The organism is Campylobacter concisus, assembly GCF_050447505.1.
Lineage (GTDB): Bacteria > Campylobacterota > Campylobacteria > Campylobacterales > Campylobacteraceae > Campylobacter_A > Campylobacter_A concisus_BP.
In genome coordinates, this window is the sequence record NZ_JALMFZ010000001.1 from 1,465,333 (window position 1) to 1,481,499 (window position 16,167).

Genomic DNA, 16,167 nt, shown 5'->3' on the forward strand with positions numbered 1-16,167 from the left:
TTTACCTTTGATTTTGTGCTCTTGCTCAATTTAGCCGTGTTATTGGTTAAATTTACTGCGAACTTCATATTTTAAATTTATTTGAATAATTTTGCCTATTTGCTGAGATGTTCTAAATTGCAAACTTGACTGAAGTTTTTTGATCTCGTGGTCTTGTTTGTGCGTGGTTTGGCAAAAAAATGATTAAATTTTTAGTTGCGTTGGTTGCCTTGGTGTTAAGCTAAATTTGGTTTATATTTTTATTTAGTGGCATATCTTAATTTTTGTAAATTTAAGGTGATCCGCTCAAGCGAGGTTTTTTATCTTTGGCTTTCGGTCTTGTTTAGACGTGAGATGAGTAAAATTTGATTGCATTTTAGTTGCTTTGCCGTCCTAGAGTCAAACCAAAATCACTAAGATATTTTAAAAATTTTGATAGTTTTTGACTTTGCGATTTTACTCACGTTGCTGCACGATATAAATTTACTTATTCGCTACGCTTCTAGCTAGTCGCAAGCTCTGCAAAACCTAGAGAAATTTGGCTGATAAATTTAAAATTCCAGCCAAATTTGCCTTTGTAATCTAAATTTTCTCAAGCTTTGCTATGAAATTTTTAACATTTATAAAGCCGATCGTTCTAAGTGCTTTTTGCTCCTCGCCGTCTTTAAAAAGTAGAAGTGCAGGCGGATCGATGAGTCCAAAATTTCTTAACATCTCATCATTTTGCGCCCCGCCACTTGTCACGTCGATGCGAATAAGCGTAAATTTTGCCAAAGCATTTTTCACGCCAGCGTCCTTAAAAGTGATATGCTCTATCTCTTTGCAGCTCGCGCACCAGTCGGCATAAAAATCCACAAGTACTGGCTTGTTTGAGCTTTTTATCATCTCATTTAGCTCGTTTAAATTCCTAGCTTCTTTGAAATTTAGCTCGCTATCGTTTTTGGCTAAATTTAGCCCAGAAAGTGGCGAAAATGCATCTTTTGAGCCCAAAAATGCGCCGATTATCAGCATCAGAGAGTAGATAAAAGCTAGTACGCAAAGTGCTTTTTTAAATTTAGCCCAGCCGCTATTTGCTGCCTCAAAAGCGCCAAGATAAATGGCTGCAAAGACGCCTATGACGCCATAACCAAGCAGCTCAAAAAACGCTCCAAGCACGCGTGCGAGGATCCAAATGGACATGATGAGCATCAAAAAGCCAAAGAGTTTTTTGACCTCATCCATCCAGCCACCAGGTCTTGGCAGGAGCTTGCCTGAGCTTAGCCCTATCAAAAGAAGCGGTGCGCCCATGCCTAGCCCCATGACAAAGAGCATGATGCCCCCATAAATGGCATCTCCGCTTTGCGCGATGTAAAGAAGTGCGCCTGCTAGCGGTGCTGCCACGCAAGGCGAGACGATGAGCGCTGAGGCAAAGCCCATGATGAAAACGCCGATGAGGCCTGAGCTGTTTTGTGACTTTTTGCTGATTAAGTTTTCAAATTTTGACGGCAGTTTGATGTCGTAAAAGCCAAACATACTAAAGCTTAAGATGACAAAAATGGCCGCAAATGCGCCGAGTACATAGATGTTTTGGAGTGCTCCTGCGATGCCAAAGCCAAGCAGGCTTGCCCCAACGCCAGCAAGTGCGTAGGCAATGCTCATCGCAACGACATAGACTAGCGAGAGCAAGAAGCCTTTTTTGGCATTTAGGCTGCCACCCTTTGAGACGATGATGCTTGATAAGATCGGTATCATCGGAAAGACGCAAGGTGTGAGCGAGAGCAAGAGGCCGTAGCCAAAAAATGTCGCAAGCGAGATAAAAAAGTTTTTACTACTTAGCTCGTTTGCGATGCTTTGATCTTCTGAAAGCTCGCTAAATTCAGGATTTGCCTCGTCTTTTTGCTCTTTTTCAAAAGCTATGATGCTAAATTTGCCAAATTTCTCAAATATGTCATAAATTTTAGTTTGTGGGCGGTAACAGATGCCATTTTTAGCACAACCCTGATAGCTTAAATTTAGCCTAACATTGCCGTTTTTAAGATGCTCTTTTACTAAATTTAGTGGGATAAATAGTGAAAAATCTTTTGGATAAATTTCGTATTCGCCGGTGTTTTCGCTCTTTGGCATATTTAAGAGGCTGTTTATCTTCTCTTCGCCAAGCTTAACCTCAAAGCTATCTTTGTAAAGATAGATATTTTCGCCAAATTTAAACTTGATCTCCGCGCCTTGTTCATCGATGCTGGGGCTTAAAACAAATGCCTTACTAACGTCTAAAACCTCGGCAAAAAGCGAGCCTGCAAATAAAATGAGAGAAAAAATAAATTTAAAAAACATGCTAATCCTTGCTAAATTAAAAGAGATGATTTTAGTCTAAATTCTTAAATTTATTCTATTTTATAGTAAAATCGTGAAAAAGCGTGAAATTTTTAAAAGGAGCGATGATGTCAAAAGATAAAAAGCACCAAAAGAGCGATAAACTTGGCTACGAAGAAGAGCTAAGGCTGCTTCAGATAGAACTTTTAAAATTCCAAAATCATGTCAAAGACAAGGGGCTTAGGGTGCTCATGCTAATGGAGGGGCGAGATGCAGCTGGCAAGGGTGGCACGATAAAGCGCCTAACCGAGCATCTAAATCCGCGCGGTTGCCGTATCGTGGCGCTTACAAAGCCAAGTGACGTCGAGAAGACGCAGTGGTACTTTCAAAGATATGTGACACATCTGCCAAGCGCTGGCGAGATCGTGATCTTTGATAGGAGCTGGTATAACAGAGCTGGTGTCGAGCCAGTGATGGGCTTTTGCACGCAGGCTGAGCATAAAGAGTTCTTGCGTGAGGTGCCAAAATTTGAAGAGATGATCATAAACTCAGGCATCATTTTCTTTAAAATTTACCTCTCGATCACAAAAGAGGAGCAAAAAAAGCGCTTCAAAGAGCGCCTAAACGACCCGCTAAAGCAGTTTAAGATCTCTCCAGTAGATCAAAAAGCACAAGAGCTTTGGGATCAGTACTCCATCGCCAAATACTCGATGCTACTTGCCTCTCACAACAGCATCTCGCCGTGGGTTATCGTCTCAAGCGACAATAAAAAGGAGGCTAGGCTAAATGTCTTTAAATTTATCCTAACTCACGTCGAGTATCCAAAAAAGATAGATGAATATCTAAAATACGATAAAAGCGTCGTAAGAGATGGCAGTGAGGAGATCAAGCGCATAGAAGAGGGGCTAAATAAAGATAAGCTAAAGAGCATAGACTAAATTTGTTTGGGCTTGGCTATAAATTTTGTGCTTTAAATTTATGGCCAAGTTTTGCTAAAGCCACCACATAAGTTTTGCTAAAATGACCATTACTAGACAAAGCACAAGAGCTATAAGATGTGAAAATTTACCAAATGGATCTGTTTTTTTTAAGATAGTGACATTAAAAACAGAGATGAAAGTGATAAGGCACATCAGAAGCAAAACTGCGATCTTTGCTAGCAAAAGCTTTTGAAAGTTGCTCTGCCACCAACCATGCTCGCCTCCAAGATAGTCCTTTGCCATATATGCCCCACTTATCAAAAGTAGTAAAAACGCTGTGCCAAAAACCTTTGCACTGCCTTTTGTATAGGCTTTTTTGACAGCTTCAAGAGTTTGTGGATTTATCGCTTTTTTGGCAAATGGATATATGCAAACATCAAAAAATACATAACCTATAAAGATAATGGCGCAAACTAAATGCGTAATGAGAGAGAAAAGATACATTTTTTGCCTTTTTTTGTTTGGCATTATATAGATTTTATTGGTTATATTTGCTGATTTTGATTAAGTATTGAGAAGTCTAGAAGATCCGAGCGAAAGCTCGCTCGGATAAATGTTTTTAGAAGCTATATTTTGCTTCAAATCTGATACGATCTTGTTTGTAGCTTTCGCCATCTTTTTTGTCTTTAGCAGCTGCATACCAAGAAAGGAATGTGAGTTTTTTGCTGTATTTATAGCTAGCATCAAGAGACCATTCGTTTCTTTTTGCTCTCTCTTTACCAAGCGCATAGCTTGTACCTTTACCTTGAGTATATCCAGCACCAAAGCCAAATTTATCTATATCATATCCTGCATTAACAAACCAGTAATCGTTGTTGCCCTTGATGTTGTTATAGTATTGTGATCCACCAGACATTACACCATTTAGTATTTTAGTTGGGTTGATTAGCTCGCCATTTCCATCAATTGATGTAAATGCAATTTTATCTTTGTTTTTAGCATCATTTTCTTTGTTTTTAGCGTCAAAGTCTAAATAACCAGCGTTAAGTTTAGCACCAAATAGTTTTGTGCCAGCTTGTACTGCCCAGAAAGTTGCATCAGCTACTTTTTTATGATCTGAGTCACTATAAGCATACTGGCCTTTTAAGTTTAGATTTACATCATCTGTTACATTAAAGCTTACACCAGCTTCAGTGCCGTAAAGTGTAGCAACCTCTTGGATATTTGTAATTGCTACTTTAAATGATACTGGATCATAGTTACCCATAGCACCTAAGTTATAGATATTGCCAGCAGCATCACTAAATTCATCACTGCCTAGTCTTGACAATAATGGGCCATCTATATCTGGGCTTTTAGCTTTATATTTTATGTGTCCAAAAGCATCTTTTTTTGGTGTACCGACTACTGCTGGAGCAACTGGAGCATTTAGGTCTACTTCAGCATCGTTATCAATAGCATCATAAGCAGCAGCTGTTAAAGTAAGACCAGGCACATCAGTGCTTACTACTTTTAGACCAGTGCCAGCTATATCACTATCGATAAAGAAACCTTTGACAAGTTGTTTACCAGCTGTGATGGTAGTATTAGCCACTTTATAGCCTAGATACATCTCATAAACACCGAATGTTCCAGTTGTATTTGTTTTATCTGTGCCAGCTCCTGCATTATCGCCAGAACCATCTGAAGTAGAGTATCTTAGTCTCAAAACACCAAAGAAGTTATCATCGATAGCAGCCTTAAATGCTGTTTCCATTCTAAAAGCATGAGATGCTGTGTCGTTTGTTTTTGCTTTTGTATCAGGGTTTGATTTGTAATGATCATTTGTATAACGATATCTTGCAAATCCTGAAAGATCAACGTTTTTTATAGCTTCTTCAAGTGGAGTTGCACTTGCAACGCTTGAAAATGCACCTAAAGCAACCAAAGCAGCTAAGCTAACTTTTGTAAGTTTCATCTAAATCTCCTTTTGATAAAAATGTTTTGAAAGGATATTATCATAGAAAATTAATTTTATAGCTTAAATTTCGTTAAAAATTTCAAAAATTATTACCGATTGTTTACCAAAATAAGATAATAAGATAAGATTTGTCTTTAAAAATTTGAGTTTATTTGAAGTTAAAAGATGAGAATTTATATCTCATCAGTTAAATTTAGCCGTTGTTTTTAGCCTGTGCCTCTTCGCGCTCTTTCTTTTGTCTTATAGCGGCTTCTTTTTGGATATTTTTTTGCTGAGTGACAAAGATATGCTCTTCAAGTGTGACTAGCTGAAAGACACCCTCAAAGATCTTGATCTCTTTTACGTAGCCTATCACTTTTACCTCTCTTTTTCTGCTCTCTTCAAACCTTGCTTGTGCGTCAAATTCGACCACATCGCCAAGCTTGAGCGGTCCAAAGAAATTTATCCTAGCACCGATGCTAACGCAAAATTCTTCATTTATAGCTAAAAGCGCTGCGTAGTTTGCCCCCATGAATACAAAACCGCTATGTATGAGCCCTTCTGCGTCGCTTACCATATCAGCTGTGGTAAAAAATCTAGTTTTTGCGTGATTTTTCTCAAGCAAAAATGCCGTTCCACTAAAATTTAGCTTTGTTAGAGGTGCTGTTTTTATCTCGTTTCTTAGCGGGTTTTCGTCCTCTGGGAGGATTATTTGTGATTCGTCTTTTGCTTCAAAAATATTTTCATCTGCCATATTTATCCTTAAATTTTAACTCTCACGTAGGCTCTTTTTGGAGCTGGGTAGCCCTCTATGGTCTTTGTATTATCGTCTGGGTCTAAGAAATTCCCAAGACTTTCTCCATCTATCCACTGCGTTTTGCGCTGCTCATTTAGATCAGTCGCCTTTGTATCAAGCAGGGTAAAATCCTTAAATTTAGCCCTCTCGCACCAGTTGCAAAGCGCGCTAAGCGTTGGCACAAAGTAGATATTTGGAATTTTAGAGTACCTATCCTTTGGTGTAAGTGCAAAGTCGCCATCCATATCTATATACATCGTATCTAAAAATAGCTCACCGCCAGGATTTAGCGCGGTTTTTAGCTCTTTTAGCATCTTTATAGGATCGCTTCTGTGATATATGACACCAAGGCAAAAAATGGTGTCAAATTTAGCTGCGTATTCAGGCAAGCTCTCTACCCCAAGAAGCTCATAATTGATCTTTGAGCGGATAAATTTATTTAAAAAAGCAAACTGCAAATATGTATGCACGCTAGGATCAAAGCCAGTTATGCTTTTTGGGCCATAACTAAGCATCTTAAACATATAATATCCATTGTTGCAACCCACGTCAGCCACGCACTTGCCAGCTAAATTTAGATGTGGGGCTAGGATGTTAAATTTAATAAAACTTTGCCACTCGCTATCTATATATATATCATCAAGCTCAAATGGCCCTTTTCGCCAAGGCTTTAGGCTAAGGGCGAGGTTGTAAATTTCATCTTTTTTAGCTTGGTCTAAATTTTTAAATTTGACATTTACGCTATCAGAGAGGCTAAATTCACAATCAAAATTTGCTAAATTTTCTATCTTATTAAAAATTTGCTTTTGCTGCTCGTTAAATTTGCTAAGATCCACGCTATTTCCAGTCGACGATGTTGTGCGGACACTCTTTTTGGTAGGTGCCAGTTGCGTCATAATACTCTTTACAATCATTATAATACTGAGTCGAAACTCCACGCTCATTCATATAAAGACAACCGTTGCAAAATAGCGCTATAAAGCCTAAAAATATAATCTTTTTCATGTGGCGGATTTTATCATAAATAAAAATTTTATGCTAGAATAGCAGGCAGTTTTAGAGCCAAGTTTGGCTAAGATTAAGCAAAAGGCATTTTATGCAAAGAAGAGATTTTTTTAAATTCAGTAGTTTTTTAGGTGCAGCAAGTCTGCTTCCAAGTGTCACTCTAGCTAGCGACGAGCCAGCTAACCCAGTAGTTAGAAATTTTGACGTAAATTTCAAACACCAGCTGCTTGAAAATGGCAAAAGCTCAAGAATTTGGCTACCGCTCCCACTAAGCACCACTTATCAGCAACTAACCCAAGACTACGTCATAAACACAACCGCTAAAAACGTCTATATCTCAGACACGCTAATACCAACAATGTATGGCGAATTTGAAGAAAATGAGCAAAGACCTATTTTAAATATCCAGTTTAAGATCCAAACAACAGAGCGCAATACCGACTTTAGCAAGGTAAATTTCGATCCAAATGAGAAGGTCGATCCTGCTGTTTTGGAGTTTTTAAAACCAACTTCACACATCCCAACAGATGGCGTCGTAAGGGCAAAAGCGCTTGAGATCGTTGGAAATTTAAAGGGCGATTTGGAGCGCGCAAAAGCGATATATACGTGGGTTGCAAACACTATGCAGCGCGATAACAGCATCCTTGGATGTGGCACGGGCGACGTTAGAGCGATCCTAGAAAGCGGCAAGCTAGTTGGTAAATGCACCGACATAAACTCAGTTTTTGTGGGACTTTGCAGATCAGTCGGCATCCCTGCAAGAGAAATTTTTGGCATTAGAGTTGGTCAGTCTAGATTTTCAGACCAGATGGGTAGTGCAAAAGACGGCGTGGCTAAAATTTCAGGCGGACAGCACTGCAGGGCTGAGTTTTACCTAAAAGGCTATGGTTGGATACCGGTTGATCCAGCTGATGTTACAAAGGTAAGACTTGGTGAAAAGCTTACAAACGACGACGCTAAAATCGTAGCTGTTAGGGACTATTGCTTTGGTAACTGGGAGATGTGCTGGATAGGCTTTAACTACGGACGTGACTTTATCTTAAAGCCAACTCCAGAGCAAACTCCGCTAAACAACTTTGGCTATCCATACGCTGAAGTTGATGGCAACACGCAAAACTACTATTCGCCAAAAGAATTTAGCTACGACTACGTATCAACAGAGCTAAAATGAGAGCCTTTTGGCTGATACTAACATCCATAGGTAGTGCTATCGGCGCTACCTTGTGCTGCTTACCGGCACTTCTTTTCTTGCTTTTTGGCACATCTTTTTCATTTTTATCATGGACACAAAATTTATACGAGTACCGCGTCCCTTTAAGCGTCGTGGCGGTCATTTGCTTTGTGATCTCAGGTGTGGCTTTATTTTACAAGCCAAAAAGCTGCAACCTAGCCTACAAAAAGAAAAAATGGATACTTATATATATACTTTTTGGAGTGATACTACTTTTGCTCCTTACATATCCGGAGCTTTTAGGAGAAATTTATGCGTAAAATTTTAGTTTTAGCCCTTCTTGCACTTAGTTGCTACGCTGAGAAAACTATAGAAATTTCAGTGCCTAGCATGCACTGTCCGCTTTGCACAGCGATAGTTCGAAAGGCCGCACTTAGCGTTGAGGGCGTAAAAAAGGCAGATGTATCGCTAAAAGAGCGAAAAGCTGTCGTTATAGCAGATGACAAGGTCGATGAAAAAGAGCTTTTAAAGGCGGTCGATGCGACTGGCTATAAGGGCGAGATAAAATAAATTTATGGAGGCAAATATGTCAAAGAGCGAAGTTTTAGCGAAATTTGAGACACTTGCAGCGATACCACACTGCAGTTACGAGACTGATAAGATGCGTGATTTTCTGGCTAGCTATGCAAAAGATAAGGGCTGTGAAGTCGTGGTCGATAGTTTTGGCAACGTTCATGCATTTAAAGGCAAACCAAAAATTTGCTTGCAAAGTCACTACGATATGGTCTGTATGGGCGATGCGCCAAAGATCGAGATAGTTTATGGCGATGATGGCTATATGAGGGCTAAAAACTCATCTTTAGGTGCCGATAACGGCATAGGCGTGGCTATCATGATGCAGATGATAAGCGAATTTGACGACATAGAGTGCCTCTTTACAAACAACGAAGAGGTCGGCATGGTCGGAGCTGCTGGTTTTAGTGGCAATCTAAAGGCTGACAAACTTTTAAATTTAGACAGCGAAGAGGACGACCGCGTCACTATCGGCTGCGCTGGCGGTGTAAATTTATTTGCCACTATCTCGCTTAATAGCAAAAAAACAAAAGAGAGCACGCTTTACGAAGTAAAAGTGAGCGGCCTACCTGGTGGACACTCTGGCAACGAGATACATAAAAATATCCCAAATGCGATCAAGGTTTTGGCGGCATTTGTGACTAAAAATGGTTGTAAGCTTGTTAAATTTGAAGGTGGCGAGCGAAGCAACTCTATCCCAAGCGGCGCAACTGCACTGGTTTTAAGTGATAAGGAGCTAAAGAGCGAGTGTGAGAATTTAAGTGTGAAAAAGCTTGGCAAGGGAGATGAAATTTTAGAAAATGGCGAGAAAATTTTAGCACTTATCAACTCATTTTCACAAGGCGTAAGAGCCTACAACTGCGAGCTAGGCATCCCACAAGATAGCGTCAATCTCTCACTTGCAAAGATCAAAGATGATGGCACACTTGAAGTGGAGTTTTTTGCAAGATCAATGAGTAAAGATGGGCTAAATAGAATGGAATTTGAAATTTCAGAGCTTGCAAAAGCGGTTGGTTTTAGCGTCATTTCAAAAGATAGAAACCCAGCTTGGAAACCAGTTAATGATAAATTTGCAAACGATATCTTAGAAGAGCTTAAAATTTATAAGCCAAATGCAAGGATAACAGCTGTGCACGCGGGCCTTGAGTGTGGTGTGCTTTTAGAGAAAAAAGCAGATCTTAGTGCATGTTCTATTGGACCAAACATCTACTCACCTCACTCTACAAGAGAGCACTGCGAAGTAGCTTCTGCGCTTTTTATCGAAAAAGTTGTTCGCGGTATCGTTAAAAAATATAATTCATAAAAAACCAAAATTTGCTAGAAATTTCTAGCAAATTTTATATTTCAAAGCATCTAAGCCAAATTTGCCCGCAAGTGCGAGCAAATTTATACTATTTTCCAAACTCATAAACGATCTTGCCACTTTTTATCGTGGTAGTCGCTGCGCCTTTTAGCTTTTTGCCAAAGAGTGGAGAGTTTATTGATTTTGAGCGGTTTATCTTCTCATCATAAACATACTCAATCTCAGGGTCTATCACTGCGATATCAGCTAGCATGCCCTCAGCTAGTCTGCCTTTATCTTTTAAATTTAGCATCTTAGCTGCGTTTGTAGAAGTTAGCTCGACCATGCGCTCTAAGCTTATAACGCCCTCATTTACGAGCTTAAGAGTGAGCGGCACAAGGGTTTGAAGTCCGATGATACCAAATGGCGCCTTGTCAAATTCCACTATCTTTTCGTCCGTGTGGTGTGGGGCGTGATCGGTGGCGATAACGTCTATAAGGCCGCTTTTTAGCGCCTCTCTTACCGCTTTTACGTCGCTTATCTCGCGAAGTGGCGGTGACATTTTGAAATTTGTATCGTAGGCATTTTTCAAAATTTCATCGTCGCTAAAGCTAAAGTGGTGAGGTGTCGCCTCGCAAGTGATGTTTATGCCCTCTTTTTTACCCATCTCAATGATCTTTAGCGAGTACTCTGAGCTTACGTGAGCGATGTGGATGTGCGCTTTGGTGAGCTTTGCGAGCAGCATATCACGGCTCACTGCGATCTCCTCTTTTTCTCTCGCCATGCCGCGAAGCCCTAGTATGGCTGAGACCTTACCCTCGTGCATGACACCCTGCCTGCAAAGCGAGCAGTCCTCTGAGTGGCTTATGCAAAAGCTACCAAACATGCTTGAGTACTCAAGTGCCGCTCTCATCACGCTTGAGCTAGTCACTGGTAGGCCGTCATCACTAAATGCAACTGCTCCAGCCTCTATAAGGTCGCCCATTTCAACGATCTCATTGCCACCAAGCCCTTTGCTAATGGCTGCGATCGGTAAAAGATCTATCAGTCCGCAGTTTTTAGCCTTTTCTATCATCGCCCTTGTGATCGAGGCGTTGTCATTTACTGGGTTTGTGTTAGCCATGCAAAGGCAGGTGGTCACTCCTCCAGCTACGGCCGCTTGCGAGCCTGAGATGATGTCATCTTTGTACTCTTGACCAGGATCGCGAAAATGCACGTGCATGTCGATAAGTCCTGGCATGACGAGCTTATTTGTAGCGTCTATGACCTTATCAGCCTCAAATTTCTCACTTCCGATTTTGGCTATTTTGCCGTTTTCTATTAGGATATTTGCCTTAAATTTCTCGTCGCTATTTACGATAGTGCCGTTAATTATTGCTATTTTCATCGTTAGCCCCTATTTTTTGCAAGCGTATTTAGTATCGCCATTCTTATAGCAACGCCGTTTTCAACTTGATTTAGTATGACTGAGTGCGTGCCATCAGCCACGTCTGAGTTTAACTCCACGCCCCTATTTATTGGTCCTGGGTGCAGTACGATCGCGTCAGGCTTTGCTAGCTTTATCCTATTTTTATTTAGTCCAAAGAATTTCGAGTACTCCCTCGAGCTTGGAAACGCTACGTCCGCACCGCCACGCTCTAGCTGGATGCGAAGCATGATGATGACGTCGCTGCCCTCGCAAGCCTCCTCCATATTTTTGCAAATTTGAGATTCAAATACCTCAGCGTCTTTTGGCATCATCATCCTTGGCGCAAAGAGCTTTAAATTTATGCCAAATTTCTTCATCGCCCAGATGTCAGACCTTGCCACGCGGCTTCTAGCGATGTCACCGATGATCGCCACGTTTAGGTTTTTATCCAAAATTTTACCATGCTCTCTTAGTGTGAAAAGATCAAGCAGAGCTTGGCTTGGGTGCTCATTTGTGCCATCCCCTGCATTTACGACGCTAGCCTCTGTCCTATCAGCTGCAAATTTCGCCGCTCCAGAGCTTGGGTGACGAAGCACGATGATGTCGGTTCTCATAGCAGCCATGTTATTCATCGTGTCATTTAGGCTCTCGCCCTTTGTCACACTAGAGCTTGACGAGCTAAAATTTATCGTATCAGCCCCAAGCCTCTTTGCTGCGATCTCAAAGGATGTTCTAGTTCTTGTCGAGTTTTCATAAAATGCGTTGATCGTGGTCTTTCCACGAAGGTAGTCATTTTTTTTCACTTGGCTTAAATTTAGCTCCTTAAACTCTTTCGCCGCCTCTAGAAAATATAAAATTTCTTCCTTGCTAAGCTCTCTAGTTCCTATCAAATCTTTATGTTTGTAGCCCATTTTAAGCCCTTTTTGATCTATTTTGTTACAAAGTCGCAAGCTGGTTTGTAGCCGTTATCACAAGCTTTTTTAAACAAAGCCTTTGCTTTTTCTTCGTTCTTTGCTTCGTTTGCGTCTTTATCTTTTACAAGGCCATAAGCGATCATTTCGCCTAGTTTTTCGCAAGCCATGCCCTCATTTTCGTCACACATTTTTGTAAAAATTTTCTCAGCCTGAGCTCTATCTTTTGCCACGCCATCGCCGTTAAATAGCATGATTGCATTCATCGTGCAGGCTTTTTTCTCGCCCTCACCGCAAGCTTTATTAAAAGCAAGATAGGCCTCGTTAAAATTTTTCTTTGCATAAAGCTCATTTGCCTTGTCTAAATTTTCATTTGCCATAGCATTTAGCGCAAAAAGTGCCGCCGCTAAAACTAAAATTTTCTTCATATTTTCTCCTTATTTAAATAACTTTGGATGGTGTTTTTTCATATATTCAACTATCTCTATGACTTCGTCGCTACCGCTAGCATCAGAGTTCTCTAGCGCATCGTCGATGCACTCAACATAGAGATTTGCCGCCTCTTCAAGCTTCTCTTTTTTCACTCCAGCATAGTAAAACATCGCCTCAAGCACCATGCTAAGCTCGTAGCTAAGCTCCTCTACGCTTACCTCTTCTTCTTTCATATCTCCTCCTGTGTTTTTTTAGTTATTAGATCAACTATCTGCGCCTTGATCGGTTCATAGCTAAAGCCATCTTTGAAATTTGCAAATAGCCCGCCGCTTGCATTGACGTGTCCGCCTCCGCCAACTAGGTGTTTTGCCATGGCGCTAACGTCAAGCTTGCCATTTGCACGAAAGCTTAGCGTTTTTTTATTTGTCACGTCGATAAAGAAGTCAAATTCAGGATTTGCCACTAAAAAGTCGTTGCCGATGACCGAAACATTGCCGATATTGTAAGTTAAAATTCCTTTATGATCTTTATAGGTGATGCTAAATTTCTCTTTGTTTTCACTAAGTTTTTTTACGACGTAGTTTGAGATCAGGTTGCTTAGTGTATCGTCTTTATCCTCTTTGAAAAATGACTTCTTAATAGCATGCACCTGCATGTCAAGGCCTATGTAGTCGTTTTTCTCGTTAAAAAATTTGCTAGCTTCTTTTAAGAGATGATCCATATAAAGGTTGTTTTCAGCTTCAAACATCACCTTGTTTATCTCTTTAGCATTTGCCACAAGCCCCAAGCAAACCTTACCCATCTCGAAATTTTTATCATCTTTTAGCCAGATATCCACGGCATTTACGACGTCACTAAAAATTTCAAGCTCTTTGTTTTGACCAAAAATGCCCGCAAAAAAGTCGTAAGTGATCTTTGTAGCGCACCTTGAGCTATCCAAAAAGTACCATGAGTAAGCGCTCGCACACTCGGCACCACTTTGGTGATGATCTAGCAAAAATAGCTTTATGTTTTTACCATCTATCATCTCCTCAAAGCTCTCACACTGAGCTAGGCTTAAATTTAAATCAGTGATCAAAATGACGTTTTTATCATCATTTGAGGCATCTATCTCAGATAAAATTTGAGCAAATTTATCATCTATCTCTCTGCCGTAGTTTGAGTTTAAAAATTTCACATCTTTGAAGTAAAAATTTGTTATGTATTGTGCGCCGTATCCGTCAAGATCGGTGTGTGAGAGGTGATAAATTTTCATCGTTTTCCTTTATAAATTTTCTATTTCTATGACGCCAACTGTTTCAAATGGCGTATTTGCTGAGATCTCAGCAAAGCTTAGCACCACTATGTCGATGGCGAAATTTGCGCAGATATTTGCTATAAATTTGCGCAAGCTTGGCTCCACGCAAAGCACCATTTCTCCATGCTGGCTCATCGGCCGCTTCTCTTTTTCACGCCTTAGCGCCTGCACGATCGATGATGTCTGCGCTACATTTATCATCAGGTGATAGGCTCCGTCTTTATACTGCACCGCGTCCATCAGCTTTTGCTGTGCGGCGGTGTCTAGGATATAAAAATTTAGCTGTCCCTTTTCATCTACATAAAGCGAGGTGATGACACGCGAAAGCGCTGCACGCACGTGCTCGATGATCATATCTAAATTTTTACTAACCTCGGCGATGTCACTGATGGCTTCAAGTATGCTAAGTAGGTCTTTGATCGGGATATTGTCTTTAAGCAACGTTTTTAAGACCTTTTGGATCAAATTTATAGGTGCGATCCTTAGCGTATCCTCAACCACGACTGGGTAGTCGATCTTTAGTTTGTCTAGTAAATTTTGCGTCTCTTGGCGAGTTAGAAGCTCGGCTGCGTTTTGCTTGATAAGCTCACTCATGTGCGTTGAGATGACGCTTGCAGGATCAACTATCGTGTAGCCACTAAGTATGGCGTCCTCTTTGACGCTAGCATCTATCCAAAGAGCGTCTAGCCCAAAAGCTGGCTCTTTTGTCGGAATTCCCTCGATATCCTCGCTCACTAGTCCGCTATCCATCGCTAGAAATTTATCCGCATAAATTTCACCCTGACCGATTATGATGCCCTTTAGCTTGAAGCGGTACTCGTTTGGTGGTAGCTGAAGGTTGTCGCGTATCCTTATCTTTGGCATCAAAAAGCCAAGACTTGAAGCGATATTTCGCCTCATAGCACGAATTCTTTCTATCAGATCCACGTCAGCTAGCTTTAGTAGGCCATATCCTAGATCAAGCTCTAAAATTTCAAGCTTTAAGATGTCATTTATCTTCGTCTCTTCTTCTCTTGCGATCTCTTCGTCGCTCTTCTTTGGTGCCTTAGCAGCCCCACCACTCGCAGCTGCTGCCCCTGCCCCACTTGGCGCAGCGCCGCCAGCTTTTTTACCAGCTGCTTTTTCTTTTGGCGCAAGGTTTAAATTTAGCCCACCATCTTTGGTCTGCTTGATGATGTAGCCAAGCCCTAAAAATAGCAGTGCTATAAAGCCAAGCGAAAGCGTCGGAAGTCCCGGGACAAGGGCAAACATAAATAGTATGAAGCCTACTATTAGCAAGGTTTTATAGTCTCCTAATAGCTGATTTAGCGTGCCCTCTGCAAAGTCCTCGTCATCCTTGCTAGCCCTTGTGATGATGATGGCGGTCGCTGTTGAAGTGATAAGTCCTGGGATCTGGCTAACTAGGCCATCACCGATAGTTAGGATCGTATAGTACTGAGCCGATGTCGCCATATCAAGGCCGTGTTGAAATGAGCCGATAGCAAAGCCGCCGATGATGTTTATGATAGTGATGATGATACCGGCTACGGCGTCACCTTTTATAAATTTAGACGAACCATCCATCGCGCCGTAGAAATTTGCCTCTCCGATGATGGCTTGACGTCTTTCACGAGCCGTTTTTTCGTCTATTAGACCTGCGTTTAGATCCGCATCTATCGCCATTTGCTTACCTGGCATCGCATCAAGTGTAAAACGAGCTTGCACCTCGCTCACGCGGGTTGAACCCTTTGTTACGACCATGAAATTTATGAGCACCAAGATACAAAAAACGATGGTGCCGATGACAAAGTTGCCACCAACGACGAAATTTCCAAAGCTTGAGATGATCTCACTTACCGCTTCTGGGCCGTTGTGACCCTCGCTTAAGATCATACGCGTAGTTGCGATGTTTAGCGAAAGGCGAAAAAGCGTGATGATGAGAATGAGCGTCGGAAACGTGCTAAGGTCAGTTGGCTTTGGCACGTAAATAGATATCAAAATAATAAGCACTGAAATCGAGATCGAAAGTGCTAAGAAAAAGTCAAGCACCGCACTTGGAAGCGGCACGATGATGATAGCAAGGATGGCAACGATGATGCCAACGATGCTAAGACTTTTAAATTTGACAATTGGCGCAAGAAACGGTGCGACAAGAGTCAAGATATTATTTTTTTGCTTTGCCAACT

The 16,167-nt window shown here is 41.1% G+C and carries 17 protein-coding genes; 5 read left to right on the top strand and 12 right to left on the bottom strand.

The genetic code is table 11. The features are described from left to right. Window positions 1–561: 561 nt before the first annotated feature. A complete protein-coding gene (gene dsbD / locus MTT09_RS07475) occupies window positions 562–2,289 on the bottom strand; it encodes a protein-disulfide reductase DsbD (protein WP_429803397.1) in 1,728 nt (575 codons plus the stop codon). Window positions 2,290–2,396: 107 nt separating this feature from the next. Here dsbD and ppk2 point away from each other — a divergent pair, with 107 nt between their 5' ends. Further along, entirely contained in the window at window positions 2,397–3,206 is an 810-nt protein-coding gene (gene ppk2, locus MTT09_RS07480) for a polyphosphate kinase 2 (protein ID WP_002942696.1), read from the top strand. A gap of 54 nt (window positions 3,207–3,260) precedes the next feature. Here ppk2 and MTT09_RS07485 read toward each other — a convergent pair whose 3' ends face one another. From MTT09_RS07485 to MTT09_RS07505, 5 genes are all read right to left on the bottom strand, one after another. Next, window positions 3,261–3,692, bottom strand: a complete 432-nt coding sequence (locus MTT09_RS07485; protein ID WP_429803398.1) for a trehalose-6-phosphate synthase — start codon at window positions 3,690–3,692, stop codon at window positions 3,261–3,263. Between the two features lie 115 nt (window positions 3,693–3,807). Next, window positions 3,808–5,145: a major outer membrane protein gene (locus tag MTT09_RS07490; RefSeq protein ID WP_193798899.1), complete on the bottom strand. Its 1,338-nt coding sequence runs from the start codon at window positions 5,143–5,145 to the stop codon at window positions 3,808–3,810. A 196-nt stretch (window positions 5,146–5,341) separates the two neighbouring features. Further along, complete coding sequence (locus MTT09_RS07495) at window positions 5,342–5,881, bottom strand: thioesterase (RefSeq protein WP_087580924.1); 540 nt, start codon at window positions 5,879–5,881, stop codon at window positions 5,342–5,344. Window positions 5,882–5,889: 8 nt separating this feature from the next. Further along, window positions 5,890–6,759, bottom strand: coding sequence for a tRNA 5-methoxyuridine(34)/uridine 5-oxyacetic acid(34) synthase CmoB (gene cmoB / locus MTT09_RS07500; RefSeq protein WP_429803725.1), 870 nt, complete (start codon window positions 6,757–6,759; stop codon window positions 5,890–5,892). A gap of 1 nt (window position 6,760) precedes the next feature. After that, a complete protein-coding gene (locus MTT09_RS07505; RefSeq protein WP_002942642.1) occupies window positions 6,761–6,928 on the bottom strand; it encodes a hypothetical protein in 168 nt (55 codons plus the stop codon). 91 nt (window positions 6,929–7,019) lie between these two features. Between MTT09_RS07505 and MTT09_RS07510 the strand changes: the two genes are divergently transcribed. From MTT09_RS07510 to MTT09_RS07525, 4 genes are read left to right on the top strand one after another with little or no spacing between them, the layout of a single operon-like run. After that, window positions 7,020–8,099 (top strand): transglutaminase domain-containing protein, encoded by a 1,080-nt coding sequence (locus tag MTT09_RS07510; protein WP_429803399.1) that lies wholly within the window; start codon window positions 7,020–7,022, stop codon window positions 8,097–8,099. Next, window positions 8,096–8,419: an aryl sulfotransferase gene (locus MTT09_RS07515; RefSeq protein WP_087580921.1), complete on the top strand. Its 324-nt coding sequence runs from the start codon at window positions 8,096–8,098 to the stop codon at window positions 8,417–8,419. Before MTT09_RS07510 ends, MTT09_RS07515 begins: the two co-directional genes overlap by 4 nt. After that, window positions 8,412–8,669: a heavy-metal-associated domain-containing protein gene (locus tag MTT09_RS07520; RefSeq protein WP_012140020.1), complete on the top strand. Its 258-nt coding sequence runs from the start codon at window positions 8,412–8,414 to the stop codon at window positions 8,667–8,669. The genes MTT09_RS07515 and MTT09_RS07520 overlap by 8 nt, the downstream gene beginning before the upstream one ends. 16 nt (window positions 8,670–8,685) lie before the next feature. Then, entirely contained in the window at window positions 8,686–9,975 is a 1,290-nt protein-coding gene (locus MTT09_RS07525; protein WP_429803400.1) for a M28 family peptidase, read from the top strand. Between the two features lie 88 nt (window positions 9,976–10,063). Here the strand turns inward: MTT09_RS07525 and MTT09_RS07530 are convergent, their stop codons facing one another. From MTT09_RS07530 to flhA, 6 genes are read right to left on the bottom strand one after another with little or no spacing between them, the layout of a single operon-like run. Further along, complete coding sequence (locus MTT09_RS07530; RefSeq protein WP_103566983.1) at window positions 10,064–11,341, bottom strand: dihydroorotase; 1,278 nt, start codon at window positions 11,339–11,341, stop codon at window positions 10,064–10,066. Between the two features lie 2 nt (window positions 11,342–11,343). After that, complete coding sequence (locus MTT09_RS07535) at window positions 11,344–12,273, bottom strand: aspartate carbamoyltransferase catalytic subunit (protein WP_002942659.1); 930 nt, start codon at window positions 12,271–12,273, stop codon at window positions 11,344–11,346. Between the two features lie 17 nt (window positions 12,274–12,290). Then, window positions 12,291–12,701 carry a tetratricopeptide repeat protein gene (locus MTT09_RS07540; protein WP_103569328.1) on the bottom strand — a complete coding sequence of 137 codons (411 nt, stop codon included), beginning with the start codon at window positions 12,699–12,701 and terminating at the stop codon, window positions 12,291–12,293. Window positions 12,702–12,710: 9 nt separating this feature from the next. Next, window positions 12,711–12,938: a hypothetical protein gene (locus tag MTT09_RS07545; RefSeq protein WP_012140046.1), complete on the bottom strand. Its 228-nt coding sequence runs from the start codon at window positions 12,936–12,938 to the stop codon at window positions 12,711–12,713. Further along, a complete protein-coding gene (locus MTT09_RS07550) occupies window positions 12,935–13,960 on the bottom strand; it encodes a DHH family phosphoesterase (RefSeq protein WP_429803401.1) in 1,026 nt (341 codons plus the stop codon). The genes MTT09_RS07545 and MTT09_RS07550 overlap by 4 nt, the downstream gene beginning before the upstream one ends. Before the next feature lie 9 nt (window positions 13,961–13,969). After that, window positions 13,970–16,165 (bottom strand): flagellar biosynthesis protein FlhA, encoded by a 2,196-nt coding sequence (gene flhA / locus MTT09_RS07555; protein WP_021092283.1) that lies wholly within the window; start codon window positions 16,163–16,165, stop codon window positions 13,970–13,972. Window positions 16,166–16,167 lie beyond the last annotated feature (2 nt).

Bases quoted from the DNA above. Each gene is read 5' to 3' on its own strand.
- MTT09_RS07490 (WP_193798899.1), bottom strand. From the start codon at position 5,145: ATGAAACTTACAAAAGTTAGCTTAGCTGCTTTGGTTGCTTTAGGTGCA.
- MTT09_RS07535 (WP_002942659.1), bottom strand. From the start codon at position 12,273: ATGGGCTACAAACATAAAGATTTGATAGGAACTAGAGAGCTTAGCAAG.
- MTT09_RS07530 (WP_103566983.1), bottom strand. From the start codon at position 11,341: ATGAAAATAGCAATAATTAACGGCACTATCGTAAATAGCGACGAGAAA.
- MTT09_RS07505 (WP_002942642.1), bottom strand. From the start codon at position 6,928: ATGAAAAAGATTATATTTTTAGGCTTTATAGCGCTATTTTGCAACGGT.
- MTT09_RS07525 (WP_429803400.1), top strand. From the start codon at position 8,686: ATGTCAAAGAGCGAAGTTTTAGCGAAATTTGAGACACTTGCAGCGATA.
- ppk2 (WP_002942696.1), top strand. From the start codon at position 2,397: ATGTCAAAAGATAAAAAGCACCAAAAGAGCGATAAACTTGGCTACGAA.
- MTT09_RS07495 (WP_087580924.1), bottom strand. From the start codon at position 5,881: ATGGCAGATGAAAATATTTTTGAAGCAAAAGACGAATCACAAATAATC.
- MTT09_RS07510 (WP_429803399.1), top strand. From the start codon at position 7,020: ATGCAAAGAAGAGATTTTTTTAAATTCAGTAGTTTTTTAGGTGCAGCA.
- MTT09_RS07485 (WP_429803398.1), bottom strand. From the start codon at position 3,692: ATGTATCTTTTCTCTCTCATTACGCATTTAGTTTGCGCCATTATCTTT.
- MTT09_RS07550 (WP_429803401.1), bottom strand. From the start codon at position 13,960: ATGAAAATTTATCACCTCTCACACACCGATCTTGACGGATACGGCGCA.
- MTT09_RS07520 (WP_012140020.1), top strand. From the start codon at position 8,412: ATGCGTAAAATTTTAGTTTTAGCCCTTCTTGCACTTAGTTGCTACGCT.
- MTT09_RS07515 (WP_087580921.1), top strand. From the start codon at position 8,096: ATGAGAGCCTTTTGGCTGATACTAACATCCATAGGTAGTGCTATCGGC.
- MTT09_RS07540 (WP_103569328.1), bottom strand. From the start codon at position 12,701: ATGAAGAAAATTTTAGTTTTAGCGGCGGCACTTTTTGCGCTAAATGCT.
- dsbD (WP_429803397.1), bottom strand. From the start codon at position 2,289: ATGTTTTTTAAATTTATTTTTTCTCTCATTTTATTTGCAGGCTCGCTT.
- MTT09_RS07545 (WP_012140046.1), bottom strand. From the start codon at position 12,938: ATGAAAGAAGAAGAGGTAAGCGTAGAGGAGCTTAGCTACGAGCTTAGC.